Source organism: Citrobacter sp. Cpo012 (genome assembly GCF_030333015.1).
Classification (GTDB): Bacteria; Pseudomonadota; Gammaproteobacteria; order Enterobacterales; family Enterobacteriaceae; genus Citrobacter; species Citrobacter portucalensis.
Map to the genome: position 1 here is coordinate 605,700 of NZ_JAOWGR010000043.1, position 19,291 is coordinate 624,990.

Annotated in this window: 21 protein-coding genes; 7 read left to right on the forward strand and 14 right to left on the reverse strand. The window is 53.2% G+C overall.

The window, feature by feature from the left end:
- Window positions 1–13 precede the first annotated feature (13 nt).
- Complete coding sequence (gene thiI / locus OGX90_RS22675) at window positions 14–1,462, reverse strand: tRNA uracil 4-sulfurtransferase ThiI (RefSeq protein ID WP_008783933.1); 1,449 nt, start codon at window positions 1,460–1,462, stop codon at window positions 14–16.
- A 196-nt stretch (window positions 1,463–1,658) separates the two neighbouring features.
- Between thiI and xseB the strand changes: the two genes are divergently transcribed.
- From xseB to yajO, 4 genes are read left to right on the forward strand one after another with little or no spacing between them, the layout of a single operon-like run.
- Window positions 1,659–1,901: an exodeoxyribonuclease VII small subunit gene (gene xseB, locus OGX90_RS22680; protein WP_003021586.1), complete on the forward strand. Its 243-nt coding sequence runs from the start codon at window positions 1,659–1,661 to the stop codon at window positions 1,899–1,901.
- Window positions 1,902–2,801: a (2E,6E)-farnesyl diphosphate synthase gene (gene ispA, locus OGX90_RS22685; protein WP_008783932.1), complete on the forward strand. Its 900-nt coding sequence runs from the start codon at window positions 1,902–1,904 to the stop codon at window positions 2,799–2,801.
- A gap of 24 nt (window positions 2,802–2,825) precedes the next feature.
- Window positions 2,826–4,688, forward strand: a complete 1,863-nt coding sequence (dxs, locus tag OGX90_RS22690; protein WP_126955925.1) for a 1-deoxy-D-xylulose-5-phosphate synthase — start codon at window positions 2,826–2,828, stop codon at window positions 4,686–4,688.
- A gap of 56 nt (window positions 4,689–4,744) precedes the next feature.
- The gene (gene yajO / locus OGX90_RS22695; RefSeq protein WP_234692795.1) at window positions 4,745–5,719 is read left to right on the forward strand and encodes a 1-deoxyxylulose-5-phosphate synthase YajO; all 975 of its coding nucleotides are present in this window, start codon (window positions 4,745–4,747) and stop codon (window positions 5,717–5,719) included.
- 99 nt (window positions 5,720–5,818) lie between these two features.
- Here yajO and pgpA read toward each other — a convergent pair whose 3' ends face one another.
- The 6 genes from pgpA to nrdR all read right to left on the reverse strand — a co-directional run bounded on the left by pgpA (window position 5,819) and on the right by nrdR (window position 9,926).
- Window positions 5,819–6,337 (reverse strand): phosphatidylglycerophosphatase A, encoded by a 519-nt coding sequence (gene pgpA / locus OGX90_RS22700; protein ID WP_003021578.1) that lies wholly within the window; start codon window positions 6,335–6,337, stop codon window positions 5,819–5,821.
- Entirely contained in the window at window positions 6,315–7,292 is a 978-nt protein-coding gene (gene thiL / locus OGX90_RS22705) for a thiamine-phosphate kinase (RefSeq protein ID WP_008783930.1), read from the reverse strand. The genes pgpA and thiL overlap by 23 nt, the downstream gene beginning before the upstream one ends.
- Before the next feature lie 77 nt (window positions 7,293–7,369).
- Window positions 7,370–7,789, reverse strand: coding sequence for a transcription antitermination factor NusB (gene nusB, locus OGX90_RS22710; protein WP_000801129.1), 420 nt, complete (start codon window positions 7,787–7,789; stop codon window positions 7,370–7,372).
- 19 nt (window positions 7,790–7,808) lie between these two features.
- A complete protein-coding gene (gene ribH / locus OGX90_RS22715; protein WP_003021575.1) occupies window positions 7,809–8,279 on the reverse strand; it encodes a 6,7-dimethyl-8-ribityllumazine synthase in 471 nt (156 codons plus the stop codon).
- 90 nt (window positions 8,280–8,369) lie between these two features.
- A complete protein-coding gene (gene ribD, locus OGX90_RS22720) occupies window positions 8,370–9,473 on the reverse strand; it encodes a bifunctional diaminohydroxyphosphoribosylaminopyrimidine deaminase/5-amino-6-(5-phosphoribosylamino)uracil reductase RibD (RefSeq protein WP_008783929.1) in 1,104 nt (367 codons plus the stop codon).
- 3 nt (window positions 9,474–9,476) lie between these two features.
- Entirely contained in the window at window positions 9,477–9,926 is a 450-nt protein-coding gene (gene nrdR, locus OGX90_RS22725) for a transcriptional regulator NrdR (protein ID WP_003021571.1), read from the reverse strand.
- 153 nt (window positions 9,927–10,079) lie between these two features.
- Between nrdR and OGX90_RS22730 the strand changes: the two genes are divergently transcribed.
- Entirely contained in the window at window positions 10,080–10,619 is a 540-nt protein-coding gene (locus tag OGX90_RS22730; RefSeq protein WP_286624733.1) for a SadB/YajI family lipoprotein, read from the forward strand.
- A 298-nt stretch (window positions 10,620–10,917) separates the two neighbouring features.
- Window positions 10,918–11,781: a nucleoside-specific channel-forming protein Tsx gene (locus tag OGX90_RS22735; RefSeq protein ID WP_003021561.1), complete on the forward strand. Its 864-nt coding sequence runs from the start codon at window positions 10,918–10,920 to the stop codon at window positions 11,779–11,781.
- 45 nt (window positions 11,782–11,826) lie between these two features.
- Here OGX90_RS22735 and OGX90_RS22740 read toward each other — a convergent pair whose 3' ends face one another.
- From OGX90_RS22740 to queA, 7 genes are all read right to left on the reverse strand, one after another.
- A complete protein-coding gene (locus tag OGX90_RS22740; protein WP_286624735.1) occupies window positions 11,827–12,519 on the reverse strand; it encodes a helix-turn-helix transcriptional regulator in 693 nt (230 codons plus the stop codon).
- A 23-nt stretch (window positions 12,520–12,542) separates the two neighbouring features.
- Entirely contained in the window at window positions 12,543–12,908 is a 366-nt protein-coding gene (locus OGX90_RS22745) for a VOC family protein (protein ID WP_032942527.1), read from the reverse strand.
- Window positions 12,909–13,078: 170 nt separating this feature from the next.
- Window positions 13,079–14,050, reverse strand: a complete 972-nt coding sequence (gene secF / locus OGX90_RS22750) for a protein translocase subunit SecF (protein ID WP_003021550.1) — start codon at window positions 14,048–14,050, stop codon at window positions 13,079–13,081.
- Window positions 14,051–14,060: 10 nt separating this feature from the next.
- The gene (gene secD, locus OGX90_RS22755) at window positions 14,061–15,908 is read right to left on the reverse strand and encodes a protein translocase subunit SecD (protein WP_003021547.1); all 1,848 of its coding nucleotides are present in this window, start codon (window positions 15,906–15,908) and stop codon (window positions 14,061–14,063) included.
- 27 nt (window positions 15,909–15,935) lie between these two features.
- Window positions 15,936–16,268 carry a preprotein translocase subunit YajC gene (yajC, locus tag OGX90_RS22760; RefSeq protein WP_003021544.1) on the reverse strand — a complete coding sequence of 111 codons (333 nt, stop codon included), beginning with the start codon at window positions 16,266–16,268 and terminating at the stop codon, window positions 15,936–15,938.
- Window positions 16,269–16,290: 22 nt separating this feature from the next.
- Entirely contained in the window at window positions 16,291–17,418 is a 1,128-nt protein-coding gene (gene tgt, locus OGX90_RS22765) for a tRNA guanosine(34) transglycosylase Tgt (protein WP_003021535.1), read from the reverse strand.
- Between the two features lie 55 nt (window positions 17,419–17,473).
- Window positions 17,474–18,544 carry a tRNA preQ1(34) S-adenosylmethionine ribosyltransferase-isomerase QueA gene (gene queA, locus OGX90_RS22770; RefSeq protein WP_003021529.1) on the reverse strand — a complete coding sequence of 357 codons (1,071 nt, stop codon included), beginning with the start codon at window positions 18,542–18,544 and terminating at the stop codon, window positions 17,474–17,476.
- A 90-nt stretch (window positions 18,545–18,634) separates the two neighbouring features.
- On the opposite strand from queA, the gene acpH reads away from it, so the two are divergent.
- Entirely contained in the window at window positions 18,635–19,216 is a 582-nt protein-coding gene (gene acpH / locus OGX90_RS22775) for an ACP phosphodiesterase (protein WP_003830978.1), read from the forward strand.
- Window positions 19,217–19,291 lie beyond the last annotated feature (75 nt).

Consider the following 19,291-nt stretch of genomic DNA (forward strand, 5'->3'; position numbering starts at 1 on the left):
GGTGTTTACTCAATTACGGGCGATACACCTTCACGTTCTCAAAGCCCTGCTCGCGCAGATAAAGCGCCTGCAGGCGGCTCATCACCCCGCGTTCACACCACAGCAGCCAGGTTTTACTCTGGTCCAGATCGCCGAATTTAGTGCTCAGCTTGTAGAATGGCAGAGAAACGACGTCCACACCTTCAACCTTCAGCGGTTTATCATCCTGTTCATCCACAGAACGGATATCAAGGATTACGTCATTCGGGCCGAAACCGCTCACGGTTTCCACTTCTACCACGGTCTGCTGCGTCTGCTGGGCGATATCGCGAATATCAATATTGTTCGCTTCTTCAACCACTTTATCGAGGATAGAGAAATCGAAGTTTTCTTCTTCGGCCTCAATCTTCGCTTTGATCGCTTTCACCGTCGGGCTTTTTGAAATTACACCGCAGTATTCCGGCATGGTACGGGCAAAGTCCTCGGTACCAATTTCACGCGCCAGATTGATGATGTGCTCTTTATCATGGGAGATAAGCGGGCGCAGGATCAGGGTGTCAGAAACGTTATCGATCAGACGCAGGTTGGTCAGCGTCTGGCTGGACACCTGGCCCAGTGCTTCACCGGTTACCAGCGCCTGTACGCCGTAGCGCTCAGCGACTTTCGACGCCGCGCGAACCATCATACGTTTGAGAACCACGCCCATCTGGCCGTCATCAACTTTCTCCAGGATCTCACCGACCACCGGTTCAAAGTTGATAGCAACAAAACGCACGCGATGCGAACTACCGAAGCGGTTCCACAGGTAATGCGCCACCTGGCGAACGCCGATTTCATGCGCTGCGCCGCCAAGGTTAAAGAAGCAATAGTGTACACGGCAGCCGCGACGCATCAGCATGTAGCTGGATACACCAGAGTCGAAACCGCCGGAAATCAGCGACAGTACGTCTTCCTGCGTCCCAATCGGGAAACCACCAATACCTTCATAGCGGCCTTTAACCAGCAGCAGACGGTCGTTTTCGATTTCAAGATTAACGGTCACATCCGGCTTCGTCAGCTTCACGCGTGCAGATTCAATATGTTGGTTCAGTCCACCGCCAACATAACGTTCCACCTCAATGGAGCTAAACTCATGCTTCCCGCGACGCTTAACGCGTACACAGAAGGTTTTACCTTCCAGTTGATCGCGATACTGCACCAGTGCCTTCTCGAAAATATCGTGCATATCGGTAAACGGCACGTCTTCTACTTCGAGAATGTGGTGGATACCCGGAATACGGGTCAGCGCGTCGCGAATATCCAGGCGCTGGCTTTCATCTTTAGCGCGAACCTCAACGTGATCCCAGTGACGGACAACGGCAAGGTCTTCATCATAGTGCTTTAAAACGTTACGAATGTTCCCTGTCAGAATTTTTATAAAGCGCAAACGCACAGATTGGCTTTTGATGGTGATTTCTGGGAACAATTTAATGATAAACTTCATGGCGGCAATGGTTCTTAGGCAAGTCTGAATGACTTGTAATGGAAAAAAATACAGCAGCCCATACCCGCGACTGCATCCAGGCGCGCAAGTATATCACCATCACGCGGCTACTGTGCACATTGCGCGTTATTTGCTTATCAGTGCGAGTCCGTTACCATAGTCTTGTGCTGCCAATACAGAGAGTCAGACATTCATTATGCCGAAGAAAAATGAAGCGCCCGCCAGTTTTGAAACCGCGCTGAGCGAGCTGGAACAAATTGTTACCCGTCTGGAAGGCGGCGACCTGCCGTTAGAAGAAGCGTTGAACGAATTCGAACGTGGCGTACAGTTGGCGCGTCAGGGACAGGTCAAATTGCAACAGGCTGAACAGCGCGTACAAATCCTGCTGTCAGATACTGAAGACGCGGCCCTTACGCCTTTTACACCGGATAATGAGTAAATGGATTTTACGCAGCAGCTACAGGCTTGCGTTGAGCAGGCCAACCAGGCACTGAGCCGTTTTATCGCGCCACTGCCCTTTCAGAACACTCCCGTGGTAGAAACCATGCAATATGGCGCATTATTAGGCGGTAAACGCCTGCGCCCGTTCCTGGTGTATGCGACCGGTCAGATGTTTGGTGTCAGCCTGAGTACGCTTGATGCTCCCGCTGCCGCCGTCGAATGCATTCATGCCTATTCGCTGATGCACGATGATTTGCCCGCGATGGATGACGATGACCTGCGACGCGGTCTGCCGACTTGCCACGTAAAATTTGGCGAGGCAAATGCGATCCTGGCCGGAGATGCGCTACAAACGCTGGCATTCTCCATTATCAGCGACGCCCCAATGCCGGAAGTCACTGACCGTGACCGCATCGCGATGATCTCTGAACTGGCTCAGGCCAGCGGCATCGCCGGTATGTGCGGCGGTCAGGCGCTGGATCTGGAAGCTGAAGGTCATCAGGTTGAGCTGGATGCGCTGGAGCGGATTCATCGCCATAAAACCGGAGCATTGATTCGCGCCGCCGTGCGTTTGGGGGCGTTAAGTGCTGGCGATAAAGGGCGAGAATGCCTGCCAATACTCGACAAATACGCAGAAAGCATCGGTCTGGCTTTCCAGGTTCAGGATGACATCCTGGATGTGGTAGGCGATACTGCAACATTGGGTAAACGTCAGGGTGCTGACCAGCAGCTTGGCAAAAGTACCTATCCTGCACTTCTGGGTCTTGAGCAAGCCCAGAATAAAGCCCGGGATTTAATCGAGGACGCCCGCCAGTCGCTAAGTCTGCTGGCCGCACAGTCACTCGATACCTCGGCACTGGAAGCGCTAGCGGACTACATAATCCAGCGTGATAAATAAACCAACATATCCCATGAGCTTGCGATGAGTTTTGATATAGCCAAATACCCGACCCTGGCGCTGGTCGACTCCACCCAGGAGTTACGTCTGCTGCCAAAAGAGAGCCTGCCAAAGCTTTGCGACGAACTGCGCCGCTATTTGCTCGACAGCGTAAGCCGTTCCAGCGGGCACTTCGCCTCTGGTCTGGGCACGGTGGAACTCACCGTCGCGCTGCACTATGTCTACAACACCCCGTTTGACCAGTTAATCTGGGATGTGGGACATCAGGCTTATCCGCACAAAATTCTGACCGGTCGCCGCGATAAAATCGGCACCATTCGTCAGAAAGGCGGCCTGCATCCGTTCCCATGGCGCGGTGAAAGCGAGTATGACGTACTGAGCGTTGGGCACTCTTCTACCTCCATCAGCGCAGGTATCGGTATTGCCGTTGCCGCCGAGAAAGAAGGTAAAGAGCGCCGTACCGTGTGTGTGATTGGTGATGGTGCCATCACCGCTGGGATGGCGTTTGAAGCGATGAACCACGCGGGCGATATTAGGCCCGACATGCTGGTTATCCTCAACGACAATGAAATGTCGATTTCAGAGAACGTTGGCGCGCTGAACAATCATCTGGCACAGCTGCTCTCTGGCAAACTCTACTCATCGCTGCGCGAAGGCGGGAAGAAAGTCTTCTCCGGCGTGCCGCCGATTAAAGAACTGCTCAAACGTACCGAAGAACACATTAAAGGTATGGTTGTGCCGGGGACTCTGTTTGAAGAACTGGGCTTTAACTATATCGGTCCGGTGGACGGTCACGACGTGCTGGGGCTTATTACTACGCTCAAAAACATGCGCGATCTGAAAGGCCCGCAGTTCCTGCACATCATGACCAAAAAGGGTCGTGGCTATGAGCCTGCGGAAAAAGATCCGATAACCTTCCACGCGGTACCCAAATTCGATCCGTCCAGCGGATGCCTGCCGAAAAGCAGTGGCGGCCTGCCGAGCTATTCAAAAATTTTCGGTGACTGGCTGTGCGAGACCGCAGCGAAAGACAATAAGCTGATGGCAATCACCCCGGCGATGCGCGAAGGTTCCGGAATGGTGGAGTTTTCACGTAAGTTCCCGGATCGCTATTTCGATGTGGCGATTGCCGAGCAGCACGCAGTGACGTTTGCTGCCGGTCTGGCGATTGGCGGCTACAAGCCGGTGGTAGCCATTTACTCGACCTTCCTGCAACGCGCCTACGATCAGGTGCTGCACGATGTAGCCATCCAGAAACTGCCGGTCCTGTTTGCCGTTGACCGGGCAGGGATTGTTGGCGCAGATGGACAAACCCACCAGGGGGCGTTCGATCTCTCCTTCCTGCGCTGCATCCCGGAAATGGTCATCATGACCCCGAGTGATGAAAACGAATGCCGCCAGATGCTGTTCACCGGCTATCACTACAACGATGGTCCAACGGTCGTGCGCTACCCACGCGGTAACGCGGTAGGCGTTGAGCTGACCCCGCTGGAACAACTGCCAATTGGTAAAGGCATCGTGAAACGTCACGGGGAAAAAGTGGCGATTCTCAACTTCGGCACCCTGATGCCGGAAGCCGCTCAGGTCGCAGAGTCGCTGAACGCCACGCTGGTCGATATGCGCTTTGTAAAACCACTGGATGAAACGTTGATCCTTGAAATGGCTGCCCAACACGAGGTGCTGGTTACCATTGAAGAGAACGCCATTATGGGTGGTGCTGGCAGCGGCGTAAACGAAGTGCTGATGGCCCATCGTAAGCCCGTCCCGGTACTGAACATTGGCCTACCAGACTTCTTCATCCCGCAGGGAACTCAGGATGAAGCTCGTGCCGATCTGGGTCTGAATGCCGCCGGAATTGAGGCCAAAATCAAGGCCTGGCTGGCATAATCCCCTCCCCGCTCCTGCTATGCTTAATTCATCACGAGCTAAGCAGGAGTGGATTGATGAAATACAACATCTTAGGAAAAACCGACCTACGGGTCTCCCGCCTTTGCCTGGGTTGCATGACATTTGGCGAACCCAATCGCGGCAATCACGCCTGGACGCTACCTGAAGAAAGCAGCCGCCCGATAATCAAACACGCCCTTGAGGGCGGCATTAACTTTTTCGATACCGCTAACAGCTACTCCGCTGGCAGCAGCGAAGAGATTGTCGGCCGCGCGCTGCGTGATTTCGCCCGCCGCGAAGATGTCGTGGTCGCTACCAAGGTTTTTCACCAGGTGGATGATTTAGCAGAAGGTTTATCCCGCGCACAAATCCTGCGCTCAATCGACGACAGCCTCAGACGCCTGGGTATGGACTATGTGGACATCCTGCAAATTCACCGCTGGGATTACAACACGCCAATCGAAGAAACTCTGGAGGCTCTAAACGACGTCGTGAAAGCCGGTAAAGCTCGCTATATTGGCGCCTCATCCATGCACGCTTCGCAGTTTGCCCAGGCTCAGGCCTTACAGAAGCAACACGGCTGGGCGCAGTTCGTCAGCATGCAGGATCACTACAACCTAATCTACCGCGAAGAAGAACGCGAAATGCTGCCGCTTTGCTATCAGGAAGGCGTGGCCGTTATCCCATGGAGCCCGCTAGCGCGCGGTCGCCTGACGCGTCCCTGGGGAGAAACAACCGCACGTCTGGTTTCCGATGAAGTCGGTAAAAATTTGTACAACGAGAGCGATGAAAACGACGCGCAAATCGCCGCACGACTGACCGGTGTCAGTGAGGAGTTGGGTGTAACGCGGGCACAGGTTGCGCTGGCCTGGCTGCTGAGCAAACCCGGCGTGGCAGCGCCAATTATTGGCTCTTCGCGTGAGGAACAGCTGGATGAGTTGCTCAACGCGGTGGATTTAACGTTGAAGCCGGAGCAGATTGCCGAGCTGGAAACGCCGTACAAACAGCATCCGGTGGTGGGATTTAAATAAGCGAGGTTGTAGATTGTAGGCCGGATAAGCATAGCGCATCCGGCACTGATCGCCCGATGTCGCGGCGCTTATCGGGCCTACAATAGCCGCTGAAAAGGGTTAAATGATACCTACCGGCCAGTGATGACCGATAAAATACAAAATTCCGGCAGAGAGTATCCCGGCCACAATATCGTCGATCATGATCCCCGTCCCGCCATGCACGTTGCGATCAAACCAACGAATCGGCCACGGCTTCCACATATCCAGAATACGGAAAATCACAAATCCGGCGGCAACCCACTGCCAGTCGTTGGTCGGCAGCGCCATCAGGGTAATCCACATCCCGACAAACTCGTCCCAGACAATACTACCGTGATCGTGCACGCCCATATCTTTCGCCGTTTGATGGCACAGATAAACGCCGATACAGATAGATAACATCACCACCAGCGAATACAGCTGCCACGGCAGAAAAGTCATTAAATACCAAAAAGGGATCGCCGCCAGCGATCCCATCGTGCCTGGAACAATTGGGCTCAGCCCGCTGCCAAAACCGGTGGCTAACAGGTGCCACGGATTGCGCATACTCAGGCGGCTTTTGGCGACATCTTTTTTAAGGCGCGGCAAAATGGTCATATCCTTTCCAGTCAAACGTGACGGGTTTTCCATCGCGCGTAAAGTGAATGCCTTCCACGTCCGCGCTCATCTGCCCAATGCAGGTAAACGCTGCGCCGAGATTTCCCAGCGCCACTTCCAGCGCACCACGATTAATTTCCGGTACGGTAAAGCATAACTCATAATCTTCACCTCCCGAGAGCGCCCAGCGCAGGGCCTGTTCCGGCTCAACGTGCTGTGACAATGCCGTGGAGTATGGCAGCACATCAACGTTAACCCGTGCGCCACAGCCGCTAGCATTAACGATGTGTCCCAAATCGGAAATCAGGCCATCGGAGAGATCGATAGCCGCACTGGCCAGATCGCGCAGGGCTTGTCCCTGCAAAATACGCGGCGTGGGACGCAGATGGCGTTGCAGCAGATAGTCCGCGTCTGTTGCATCTGCAACCTGCAATCGGTTCTGCAAAATCGCCAGCCCGGCCGCACTGTCGCCCGGCGTGCCGGTAACATAAATCCAGTCACCCGGTTTCGCGCCGGAACGTTTTAAGGCCCGCCCAACGGGGACGTAGCCATGGATACCCAGCGTCATCGACAGCGGCCCACGCGTGGTGTCACCACCAATCAGCTGCATATCATAGTAATTGAGGAGTTCAAACAGGCCATCGCTGAAGGCTTCCAGCCAGGCTTCATCGACGTCAGGTAACGTGAGCGCCAGCGTCAGCCACGCAGGATCCGCCCCCATCGCCGCCAGATCGCTCAAATTCACCGCCAGTGCTTTCCAGGCGAGATCGGTCGGATCAATGTCGGGGAGAAAGTGGTTGCCTGCCACCAGCGTATCGGTACTGATCGCCAGCGTTTGTTTTTCAGGGATGTTCAGAAGTGCGCAGTCGTCACCAATACCGGTTTCGACATCAAGACGAGAAGTTCTTACGCGGTCAAAATAACGGGCAATCAGGGAAAACTCGCCACATGCCATACGTTATGCCTCAGCAGAAAAAAAAGAAAAAGCCGGGGACAGCGGAAACAGGTTCCACCATCCAGCCGGCCTCGGGATTACTTTTTGTTGGGGCGAATCACAGGTGCTGCTTTATCCAGTACGCCGTTCACGAATTTGTGGCTATCTTCAGCGCCGAAGGTTTTTGCCAGTTCAATCGCTTCGTTGATGGCCACTTTGTACGGCACATCACTACGTTTAGACAATTCAAACAGCGCAATACGCAGTACGGCTTTTTCTACCTGACCCAGCTCTTCCAACAGACGAGACAGGTAAGGCTTCATTAATCCATCCAGGTACGCGCTGTTAGTCGCCACCCCGGACAGCAGTTCACGGAAATACAGAACGTCGACATCTTTAACGTCCTGTTCCGCCAGGAACTGGTATTCAACATCAGCGATGTCGTTCTGGGACAACTGCCAGGAGTAGAGCGCCTGGACGGCACACTCACGGGCGCGGCGACGAGCAGCAGGTTTCACGGATTTCCCCTTACAAAAATCAGGCCTTGATGGCTTTCAATACATTAATCATTTCAAGCGCAGTCAGTGCAGCTTCTGCGCCTTTGTTACCGGCTTTAGTGCCAGCACGTTCGATGGCTTGTTCAATACTTTCGGTGGTCAGAACACCGAAGGCTACCGGAATGCCACTGTCCTGAGCGACATGCGCCAGGCCATTGCTTGCACCGCCAGCCACATATTCGAAGTGCGCGGTACCGCCACGGATCACCGTACCGAGCGCAATCACCGCGTCGTATTTACCGGTTTTTGCCAGTGCGTCAGCGGCCAGTGGCAGCTCATATGCACCAGGAACCCAAACAACGGTAATGTTTTCATCTTTAACCTGGCCAATACGTTTCAGGGCGTCGATAGCACCTTCCAGCAGGCTGTCATTGATAAAGTTGTTGAAACGCGCAATGGTGATGGCGACGCGAGCGTCCGGGGTAGCAACGTTAGCTTCAATAATGTTCATATTCTTCCTTCGGGTTCGATTTATGGCCCCGTAAGGGGGGCGGATTTTATCATAATATTCTGTGCGCTGCTTCCTCTAAATCAGAAAGCCTCACGCAGTCGTTAAATGCAGGCAAACGTCCGGGCCCACCTGGCGTATCTCATTGAATTTGAAATGGGGTGCGTCAGCCAGTTTCTCAAGGCCTGGAAGCACACATAATCCTCTCGCATCGCTGCCTAACAGTTTAGGCGCAACATACACGATTAGCTCATCGACCAAACCGGCCTGTAATAATGCCCCGGCGAGTGTTGGGCCTGCTTCAACCCAAATGCTGTTAATTTGCTGTTTGCCCAGTTGCATCATTAGCACCACCAGATCCAGATGCCCGTTATGTTCCGGCACCTTCAGGCTGCGCACCGTCTCCGGCCAGCTACGAGGGTCGTCTTCAGTCCGGACAATCCAGGTTTCTCCAGGCTGTTGCACAATTCGGTGCGCCGGTGTGACCTGATTCTGGCTATCAAGAACAATGCGGATTGGCTGACGCAGCTCTTCCTGCGGGTAACTCGCCTGAGTTGACTCCCCAAGCTCCGACCAACGCACGGTAAGCTGAGGGTCGTCTGCCAGCACCGTAGCACTGCTGGTTAAAATGGCATGGCTTTGCGCGCGCAAGCGTTGCACATCACGGCGCGCCTGTGGCGAGGTGATCCACTGGCTTTCACCGCTGGCCATCGCTGTACGGCCATCAAGCGACGCGCCAAGCTTAAGCTGAAGATACGGGAATCCCGTACGCATGCGCTTGAGGAAGCCTTTATTCAGTTGCTCAACTTCGCTCATCATCAGCCCGTGGCTGACGTCAATGCCCGCCTGCTGCAAGCGATAGAGGCCACGACCTGCTACCTGCGGATTGGGATCCTGCATCGCGGCAACCACACGCGACACCCCCGCCGCAATCAGTGCATCGCAACACGGCGGCGTACGACCATGATGACTACAGGGTTCAAGCGTCACGTAGGCAGTTGCCCCCTGCGCTTTTTCTCCAGCCATCCGCAGAGCATGAACTTCGGCATGCGGTTCGCCCGCTCGGTGATGATATCCTTCACCGACGATCTCCCCATCTTTCACAATCACGCAGCCCACGTTGGGGTTAGGGTGAGTGGTAAAACGTCCGCGCGCAGCAAGCTTTAGCGCGCGCGCCATGTACAATTCATCCTGCATGGCTTAGTCCTGTAGGCGAGCGATCTCTTCGCCAAATTCTTTGATGTCTTCGAAACTCCGGTAGACAGAGGCAAAGCGGATGTAGGCGACTTTATCGAGCTTTTTCAACTGCTCCATCACCAGGTTGCCAATCATCTTGCTCGGCACCTCACGCTCACCCGTCGCACGCAGCTGTGATTTGATATGGTTTAACGCCATTTCGACGTCATCTGCGCTGACAGGCCGTTTCTCAAGCGCTCTGAGCATGCCGCTGCGCAGCTTTTCTTCATTAAAGGGTTCACGCACATCGTTGCTTTTCACAACGCGCGGCATGACAAGTTCAGCCACTTCAAAAGTGGTGAAACGTTCGTTACAAACCAGACACTGCCGACGGCGGCGTACCGAGGAGCCCTCGCCTACAAGACGAGAGTCAATTACCTTAGTGTCTACGGCGAAACAGAATGGGCAATGCATACGGCGTCCTGTACCTCAGTGGTTAACAGAATCTATTTTACCCTGAACTGCCGTGACAACAAAGGCGCTGCGCTTTTGAGACAAAGGATCGATGCCTTCGTGCTCAGTGCACACTACCATTATGCTATCGCGACAATGAAGGAAGTAATCACAATGACAAGACGTTACCTAAGAATTCTCCTGGTGGGAAGTCTCTTTAGTCTTAGTGCCTGCGCACAGCAAAGCGAAGTACGCCAGATGCATCAAAGCGTTAGCACGTTGAATAAAGAGATGACGCAGCTTAATCAGGAAACGGTAAAAATTACGCAACAAAATATGTTGAATGCAAAATCAACCAGCGGCGCCTATCTGCTGCCCGGCTCCAAAACCCCGGCTCGACTGGACAGCCAGATTGGCACCTTACGCATGTCGCTGGTGAACATTGCGCCGAACGCCGATGGTACGCGCCTGACGCTACGAATTCAGGGTGAATCCAACACGCCTTTACCCGCCTTTAGCGCCACCGTCGAGTACGGGCAAATTCAGGGCACCACGGACAACTATCAGGAAGTGAACGTTCATAACCAATTGGTCAACGCTCCGGCGAGTATTCTAGCTCCCTGCGACGTAGACATTCCGTTACAGATGAATGGCCTCACTCCAGATCAGTTAGGATTTGTGCGCATCCACGACGTCCAGCCTGTTAGCCAATAAACTTTTTTGCGGAACGTTTTGTGCGTTCCGCAACATCACTCCGCTTCTTTTTGTTACTCCCCTGACATAACCGATATTTCTGGTAAAACTTGGCAACATTCATGAGAGCCAGTACAATTCGCCGCCTAAAGTACGCAAACGTGAACGCAATCGATTACGTAAATGATAGAACTGTGAAACAAGACATATTTTTGTGAACAATGATTTTTATAATAGGCTCCGAAGAATTACGAAATATTTAGAAACGCAAATTGCGCATTTTTCACTCCCGAAAGGGATTTCAAACAGTGGCATACATATGAAAAAAACATTACTTGCAGCCGGTGCAGTGCTGGCGCTCTCCTCGTCTTTTACTGCCAACGCAGCAGAAAATGACAAACCGCAATATCTGTCCGACTGGTGGCATCAGAGCGTCAACGTGGTGGGTAGCTATCACACGCGTTTCTCCCCGAAACTGAACAACGACGTGTATCTGGAATACGAAGCGTTTGCCAAAAAAGACTGGTTTGACTTCTATGGCTACATCGATATTCCGAAAACCTTCGACTGGGGTAACGGCAACGATAAAGGTATCTGGTCTGACGGTTCCCCGCTGTTTATGGAAATCGAACCGCGTTTCTCCATCGACAAACTGACCGGTGCTGACCTGAGCTTTGGTCCGTTCAAAGAATGGTATTTCGCCAACAACTACATCTACGATATGGGTGATAACAAAGCCAGCCGCCAGAGCACCTGGTATATGGGTCTGGGTACCGATATCGATACCGGTCTGCCGATGGGTCTGTCCCTGAACGTGTATGCTAAATACCAGTGGCAGAACTATGGCGCATCCAACGAAAACGAGTGGGATGGCTACCGTTTCAAAGTTAAATACTTTGTGCCGATCACCCAGGTTTGGGGCGGCCAGTTGACCTACATCGGCTTCACCAACTTCGACTGGGGCTCAGATTTGGGTGATGATCCGAACCGCACCAGCAACTCTATCGCATCCAGCCACGTCCTGGCGCTGAACTACGATCACTGGCACTACTCCGTCGTAGCGCGTTACTTCCATAACGGCGGCCAGTGGAAAGGTGGAGATACCCTGAACTGGGGCGAAGGCGACTTCAGCGCGAAATCTACCGGTTGGGGTGGTTACCTGGTCGTAGGTTACAACTTCTAATCCAGACAATGTTTCGCAGACAAGCCAGCTTAACCGCTGGCTTTTTTATGGCTGGTCTTCACAGCGTACTTTACGCAAAAAGTCACTTAGCGAGCGAGCTGCCGATTCGCGAAAATGCCTGTCGAGTGGCGTAATCTTCAGACATCGATCAACGCGAAAGCAACGATAATCGTCACGCTTCTCGCACCAGCCAACCAGCAGCCAGTGCTCGCCCCAGAAAAATAATCCCAGCGGCTGAACGTCGCGCCAGGAGAGATTCCCGGACTCATCACGATAATGCAGCGCCAGCACCTGCTGTGCTGAAACCGCGCGATGTATGAGATCGAAGGCACTACGTGAATGCGGCTGATTACCAAAATCTGGCGCGAAAATCCGCGTTTGCTCGGCTCTGCGCCGACTCTCTGGCGGCAATATCGCCAACACTTTTTCCTGCGCGGATTCCAACGCCTGTGAGAGTGAATCCCCACCCCATGTTTTCAGCAATCGAATCGCTACCATCAATGCTTCTGATTCGTGATGCGTTAACATCAACGGCGGTAGATCAAACCCGGCCATTAAGCGGTATCCGCTGCCCACTTCGCCTTCAATAGGCACACCGGATAAAGAGAGATCGCGGATATCGCGATAAATCGTCCGTTCAGAAACCTCAAGACGCTCTGCCAGCAGCGCCGCCGTTGTCACTCGCCTGCCACGCAGGATTTGCACAATCTGAAACAAGCGGTCGGCGCGTCTGCTCATTTTAATCCTCAGTGCTGAAAATATTACGCGGGTTGATGTAAACCAACACGATTGCCTTCGCTGTCAGTAAATAGCGCAATCGTACCAATGTCCTGCCCCAGTTCGAGTGGGCCAAACACACACTGACCGCCAGCAGTGGCGACGCGTTCAAGCGTTGCAGCCAAATCGTCCGTATGCAGATAAATAATAGCGCCCTGCGCTGAAGGCGTAATACCGTCAAATTTAGCCAGCGCCCCGCCGGGAGCGGGATCCTGATGCGGAAATACGGCGAGCTCAGCGCAGTCCATGTTCTCCCGGCGCAAAGAAACCTGCATTACTGGCTCATAAAAAGCGATGGCGCGATCCATTTGTACCACGGGGATTTCAAACCAATTAATTACATTGCTCATACTTCCTCCTGCCTGTGTGGGTAATCTCAGGAGGACTATATGACAGGGCTACTGACAGCATACTGTCAGTAGTGTAGCGACAGGAAAAGATAATTACCTGTCGCTAATTCACAGGCAAAAAAAATCCCGACCTTGCGATCGGGATTCCAGTATCTTCACTCCTGGATGGGTTAAGGCAGAATCGACGGTTGATCCGCCCCTTCTTTCTCGACCTTCTGCTGCAGCATGTGCTCACGCTTCATACCCAGCTTCAGCGCCAGCGCCGATGCCACGTAGATAGAAGACGCAGTACCGATGGAAACACCGATAAGCATGGTCAGCGAGAAGCCTTCCAGTACCGGACCACCGAACAGGAACAGCATCAGAATAACCATCAACGTTGTACCGGACGTAATCAACGTACGGTGCAGCGTTTGAGTCAGTGACACGTTAAAGATTTCGTAAGGCGTACCGCGACGAATTTTGCGGAAGTTTTCACGAATACGGTCAGATACAACGATACTGTCGTTCAGCGAGTAACCGATTACCGACATCAGTGATGCGACGATAGTCAGGTCAATCTCGATATGGAACAACGACAGGATCCCAAGTGTGATAATCACGTCGTGCGCCAGCGCGATAACTACCCCTGCCGCCAGTCGCCACTCAAAGCGGAAACCGACGTACACCAGGATGGAGATCAACGCCGCCATCAGCGCCATCGCACCGGTTTGCGCCAGGTCTGCACCCACGCTCGGACCCACGAATTCAATTCGCTTCACCGCGGCGTTTTGGTTGGTGGATTCGTTAATCACACTCAACACTTTGCTACCCAGCACCTGACCGCCGTCTGCACCTTCAGTTGGCGGCATACGTACCATAATGTCGTGGCTGCTGCCGAAGTTCTGCAGAAGCGGATCAACGAAGCCCGCTTTCTCCAGCGCATCGCGCATCACGTCCATATCGGCCGGTTTTTCCAGCGTGATTTCAATAACCGTACCACCGGTGAAATCGAGCCCCCAGTTAAACCCGCGTACGCCCATCACCACGATGGCCGCAATCAGCAGGAAACCTGAAATGCCGAAAGCCCAGTAGTCCCAGCGCATAAAGTCCCAGACTTTACGGCCGTGGTTCAATTGTTCAACAGTATATTCCTGTGCCACTTCGCACTCCTCAGATTGACAGCTTTTTGACGCGCTTGCCGCCATACAACAGGTTTACGATGGCACGTGTACCGACAATCGCGGTAAACATCGACGTCGCCACACCAATACCGGTAGTAATCGCGAACCCTTTAATTGCCCCGGTGCCAACTGCGTACAGGATGATGACCTTGATCAGCGTCGTAATGTTCGCATCAAAGATGGAGCTAAATGCGCCCGCATAACCTTCATTGATGGCCTGCTGCACCGAACGCCCGTTACTCAACTCTTCTTTGATACGTTCGTTGATCAGTACGTTCGCATCGACCGCGACGGCAAGGGTTAAGACGATCCCCGCAATCCCCGGCATACTCAGCGTAGCACCCGGCAGCAACGACATAATACCGACAATCAGCACCAGGTTAGCAATCAGCGCACTGGTCGCAATCAGACCGAACTTCTTATAGAAGAAGATCATGAACAGGATAGACACCACCAGACCGGCCAGACATGCTTCCAGACCCTGTTTAATGTTCTGCATACCCAGGGTTGGGCCGATGGTACGTTCTTCAACAATCTGAATCGGCGCAATCAACGCACCGGCACGTAACAGCAGGGAAAGCTGGCGTGCTTCGTTCGGGTTGTTGATACCGGTGATACGGAAGCTGTTACCCAGGCGAGACTGGATATTGGCGATGTTAATCACCTCTTCCTGTTTCACCAGTACTGCACGACCGTTGGCATCTTTCTTACCGCTGTCTTTGTACTCCACGAACAGGGTCGCCATCGGCTTACCGATATTGTCCTTGGTGAAGTTGGACATGATGTTACCACCTGCGCTATCCAGCGAGATGTTAACCTGCGGCTGATTGTATTCGTCCTGGCTGGAAGTGGAGTCGGTGATATGGTCACCGGTCAGGATCACGCGCTTGTACAGCACAACCGGCTGACCTTCGCGAGATTGTTTCACTTCCGAATCACCCGGTACACGCCCGGATGCCGCAGCAGACTGGTCAACGTTGGTATTTACCAGACGGAATTCCAGCGTCGCGGTTGCGCCCAGAATTTCTTTCGCACGCGCGGTATCCTGAATACCCGGCAGTTCGACCACAATGCGGTCAGCACCCTGACGTTGTACCACCGGCTCAGCAACACCCAGTTGGTTAACACGATTACGCAGAATGTTGATGTTCTGCTGTACTGCGTATTCACGGGCTTCGCTCAGGCGCGCATCGGTCATTACCGCACGCAGAGCATTGCTGCCCTGGCTGGAAATAACCAGATCCTGGTGACGTTTGCTCAAGTAAGAGATAGCTTCATCACGGGCGCTGCTATCACGGAAAGTGATGCTCAGACCGTAGTTATCTTCTTTGCGAACGGTAGTATAAGGAATGCCTTTTTCACGCAGATCGCTGCGCAGGCTATCGATATTTTGTTCCTGCAACTTACTCAGCGCGGTGTCCATATCCACTTCCATCAGGAAGTGAACGCCGCCACGCAGGTCAAGACCGAGTTTCATCGGTTCTGCGTGAATGGCAGCCAGCCAGCGCGGGGTTGCCGGAGCAAGGTTAAGCGCCACGACGTACTGATCGCCCAGTACGCCCATTAATACTTCACGTGCGCGCAGTTGGGTATCAGTGGAGTCGAAGCGCGCGAGAATAGCACCCTCTTCCAGAGCCACAGACTTAGGTGTGATTTTATCTTCTTGTAACGTTTTCTGGACCTGGATCAGCGTTTGCTCACTGGCGGCGGCACCGCGCACGCCAGTGATTTGAACAGCCGGATCCTCACCATACAGGTTGGGAAGCGCATAGAGCAGACCGACGACAATAACGACGATCAGCATGACATACTTCCACAAAGGATAACGGTTTAACACGGCAGTTCCCTTTGGGAAAACAATAAATTACAGCGCCTTCATGGTGCCTTTCGGCAGAACGGCAGCTACGAAATCACGTTTGATAACCACTTCAGTGGTGTCGTTCAGCGCGATAGCGATGTAGCCAGATTCTGCTACTTTAGTCACGCGACCCACCAGACCACCGTTAGTCAGTACTTCATCGCCTTTCGCAATGGAGTTCATCAGGTTCTTGTGTTCTTTGGTACGCTTTTGCTGTGGGCGCAGGATCATGAAATAGAAAATCAGACCAAACACCACCAGCATCAGAATCAGAGACATCGGGCTGCCCTGCGCCGGAGCACCTGTTGCCGCTACCGCATCAGAAATAAAAAAGCTCATTCAAATTCCCTCATTATTAAAATTAATCAACGTTCACAGGTGGAACTGGTCTACCCTGACGTTGGTAAAAATCGGTCACGAAGCTCTCTAATTTACCCTCTTCAATAGCCTTGCGTAAACCCGCCATCAAACGCTGGTAGTAGCGAAGGTTATGAATCGTGTTGAGTCGCGCGCCCAATATTTCGTTGCAACGGTCGAGATGATGCAAGTAAGCGCGCGAATAATTGCGACAGGTGTAGCAATCACACTCAGCATCGAGCGGACTGGTGTCGCTTTTATGTTTCGCGTTACGAATTTTTACCACGCCGTCAGTCACAAACAAATGACCATTACGGGCATTTCGCGTTGGCATCACGCAGTCAAACATATCGATACCGCGACGCACGCCTTCAACCAGATCTTCTGGTTTGCCGACGCCCATCAGGTAACGCGGTTTATCTGCCGGAATCTGTGGGCATACATGCTCCAGGATGCGGTGCATATCTTCCTTCGGCTCACCGACAGCCAAACCGCCGACAGCGTAGCCATCAAAGCCGATATCTACCAGACCTTTGACGGAGATATCACGTAAATCTTCGTAAACACTGCCCTGAATGATGCCAAAAAGCGCATTTTTGTTGCCGAGACTATCAAAACGGTCACGGCTGCGCTTCGCCCAACGCAATGACATCTCCATTGAGCGTTTAGCATAGTCCCAGTCGGCCGGATACGGTGTACATTCATCGAAGATCATCACGATATCGGAACCGAGATCGTATTGAATCTCCATCGACTTCTCGGGATCGAGGAAAATCGGATCGCCGTTGATCGGGTTACGGAAATGCACGCCCTGCTCAGTTATCTTACGGATATCGCCCAGACTGAACACCTGGAAGCCGCCGGAGTCGGTGAGGATCGGCCCTTTCCACTGCATGAAATCGTGCAGATCGCCGTGCAGTTTCATGATTTCCTGACCCGGACGCAGCCACAGGTGGAAAGTGTTGCCGAGGATAATCTGTGCGCCGGTCGCTTCAACTTCTTCCGGCGTCATGCCTTTTACTGTGCCGTAAGTACCGACCGGCATAAAAGCAGGCGTTTCTACTACGCCACGATCAAAAACCAGGCGGCCGCGGCGCGCGCGACCGTCTGTGGTATCCAGTTCAAATTTCATCTTCACTCCTGCGTCAGAAAAACAGTCCGACGTTTTAAACACTCATGCCGGAGACTTACTCCCCGACACGCTCAGAAATAGCCTGCGGATTGTACGTGATAAACATGGCATCCCCGTAACTAAAAAAGCGATATTCCGCTTTTACCGCTTCATGATAGGCGTGCATGGTGTTTTTATAACCAGCAAATGCGGAAACCAGCATAATCAGCGTCGATTCCGGCAGGTGGAAGTTGGTGACCAGAGCATCAATCACCTGATATTTATAGCCTGGATAAATAAAGATTTGTGTATCGCCGAAGAACGGCTCGATGAGATCGTTTTTGGCCGCCTGCGCCGCACTTTCCAGCGAACGCACGGAGGTGGTACCTACCGCAATCACGCGATTACCGCGCGCTTTCGCCGCCAGCACCGCGTCCACTACATCCTGCGGCACTTCCGCATATTCGGAATGCATAATGTGGTCTTCGATGGTGTCTACGCGTACCGGCTGGAAAGTACCCGCGCCAACGTGCAGGGTGACGAACGCCATTTCAATGCCTTTATCGCGCAGTTTAGCCAGCAGCGGATCGTCAAAATGCAGCCCCGCGGTCGGCGCAGCGACGGCACCCGGTTTTTCGCTGTACACGGTCTGGTACAGCTCGCGGTCGGCGTCTTCATCCGGACGGTCGATATACGGCGGCAACGGCATATGGCCGATGGCGTTGAGGATATCCAGCACGCTGCGTTCGTCGTTAAACTCAACTTCAAACAGCGCGTCATGGCGGGCGACCATCGTCGCCTTAATACTTTCGTCGTCGCCCAGCAGCAGCTCGGCACCCGGTTTCGGCGCTTTCGAGGCACGAATATGCGCCAGAATACGTTTGTCATCCAGCATACGCTCGACCAGCACTTCAATCTTACCGCCGCTGGCTTTACGACCAAACAGACGCGCAGGAATGACGCGGGTGTTGTTAAAGACCAGCAAGTCTCCAGGGTTGAGCTTATCGAGCAAATCGGTGAAAGTACCGTGCGTCAGCGCGCCCGTCGGCCCGTCCAAAGACAGCAAGCGGCAGCTACTGCGCTCAGCTTGCGGATAGTGGGCAATCAGGGATTCGGGTAGTTCAAAGGTGAAATCGGTAACGCGCATGACACTGACTCAGACTAAAATAAGAGGCGGGTAGTCTAGTGCCGGGGCGTTCTCCCTGCAACCTTTACCCCTCTGGATAAACGTTTAACTATGAATTTTCTTGCACATTTGCATCTCGCTCACCTTGCCGATAGCTCGCTTTCCGGCAATCTGCTGGCCGATTTTGTCCGGGGTAATCCGGAAACACACTACTCGCCTGATGTGGTAGCAGGCATCTTCATGCATCGTCGTATCGACGTGATGACCGATAACTTACCGCAGGTGCGTGAAGCCAAAGAGTGGTTTCGTAGCGAAACGCGCCGCGTCGCGCCGATTACGCTGGACGTTATGTGGGATCATTTTCTGTCGCGCCATTGGTCGGAAATCTCCCCTGACTTCCCGCTGACAGACTTTGTGCGCTATGCCCGTACCCAGGTAACCACTATTTTGCCGGAATCGCCGCCGCGCTTTATCAATCTGAACAACTATATATGGTCAGAGAAATGGCTTGAGCGCTACCGGGACATGGATTTTATCCAGAACGTCCTGAACGGCATGGCCAGCCGCCGTCCACGGCTCGATGCCCTACGCGACTCATGGTATGACCTCGATACGCATTACGATGCGTTAGAAGAACGATTCTGGCAGTTTTATCCGCAAATGATGGAACAGGCGCGGTGTAAAACCCTTTGATCGCAGCCCGCATTCCCCGCCGGATAAGCAGTAGCCGCCGTCCGGCAAAAGATTGATAGACAAAACCTGTCTCAT

Bases quoted from the DNA above. Each gene is read 5' to 3' on its own strand.
- thiI (WP_008783933.1), bottom strand. From the start codon at position 1,462: ATGAAGTTTATCATTAAATTGTTCCCAGAAATCACCATCAAAAGCCAA.
- xseB (WP_003021586.1), top strand. From the start codon at position 1,659: ATGCCGAAGAAAAATGAAGCGCCCGCCAGTTTTGAAACCGCGCTGAGC.
- ispA (WP_008783932.1), top strand. From the start codon at position 1,902: ATGGATTTTACGCAGCAGCTACAGGCTTGCGTTGAGCAGGCCAACCAG.
- dxs (WP_126955925.1), top strand. From the start codon at position 2,826: ATGAGTTTTGATATAGCCAAATACCCGACCCTGGCGCTGGTCGACTCC.
- yajO (WP_234692795.1), top strand. From the start codon at position 4,745: ATGAAATACAACATCTTAGGAAAAACCGACCTACGGGTCTCCCGCCTT.
- pgpA (WP_003021578.1), bottom strand. From the start codon at position 6,337: ATGACCATTTTGCCGCGCCTTAAAAAAGATGTCGCCAAAAGCCGCCTG.
- thiL (WP_008783930.1), bottom strand. From the start codon at position 7,292: ATGGCATGTGGCGAGTTTTCCCTGATTGCCCGTTATTTTGACCGCGTA.
- ribH (WP_003021575.1), bottom strand. From the start codon at position 8,279: ATGAACATTATTGAAGCTAACGTTGCTACCCCGGACGCTCGCGTCGCC.
- ribD (WP_008783929.1), bottom strand. From the start codon at position 9,473: ATGCAGGATGAATTGTACATGGCGCGCGCGCTAAAGCTTGCTGCGCGC.
- nrdR (WP_003021571.1), bottom strand. From the start codon at position 9,926: ATGCATTGCCCATTCTGTTTCGCCGTAGACACTAAGGTAATTGACTCT.
- OGX90_RS22730 (WP_286624733.1), top strand. From the start codon at position 10,080: ATGACAAGACGTTACCTAAGAATTCTCCTGGTGGGAAGTCTCTTTAGT.
- OGX90_RS22735 (WP_003021561.1), top strand. From the start codon at position 10,918: ATGAAAAAAACATTACTTGCAGCCGGTGCAGTGCTGGCGCTCTCCTCG.
- OGX90_RS22740 (WP_286624735.1), bottom strand. From the start codon at position 12,519: ATGAGCAGACGCGCCGACCGCTTGTTTCAGATTGTGCAAATCCTGCGT.
- OGX90_RS22745 (WP_032942527.1), bottom strand. From the start codon at position 12,908: ATGAGCAATGTAATTAATTGGTTTGAAATCCCCGTGGTACAAATGGAT.
- yajC (WP_003021544.1), bottom strand. From the start codon at position 16,268: ATGAGCTTTTTTATTTCTGATGCGGTAGCGGCAACAGGTGCTCCGGCG.
- tgt (WP_003021535.1), bottom strand. From the start codon at position 17,418: ATGAAATTTGAACTGGATACCACAGACGGTCGCGCGCGCCGCGGCCGC.
- queA (WP_003021529.1), bottom strand. From the start codon at position 18,544: ATGCGCGTTACCGATTTCACCTTTGAACTACCCGAATCCCTGATTGCC.
- acpH (WP_003830978.1), top strand. From the start codon at position 18,635: ATGAATTTTCTTGCACATTTGCATCTCGCTCACCTTGCCGATAGCTCG.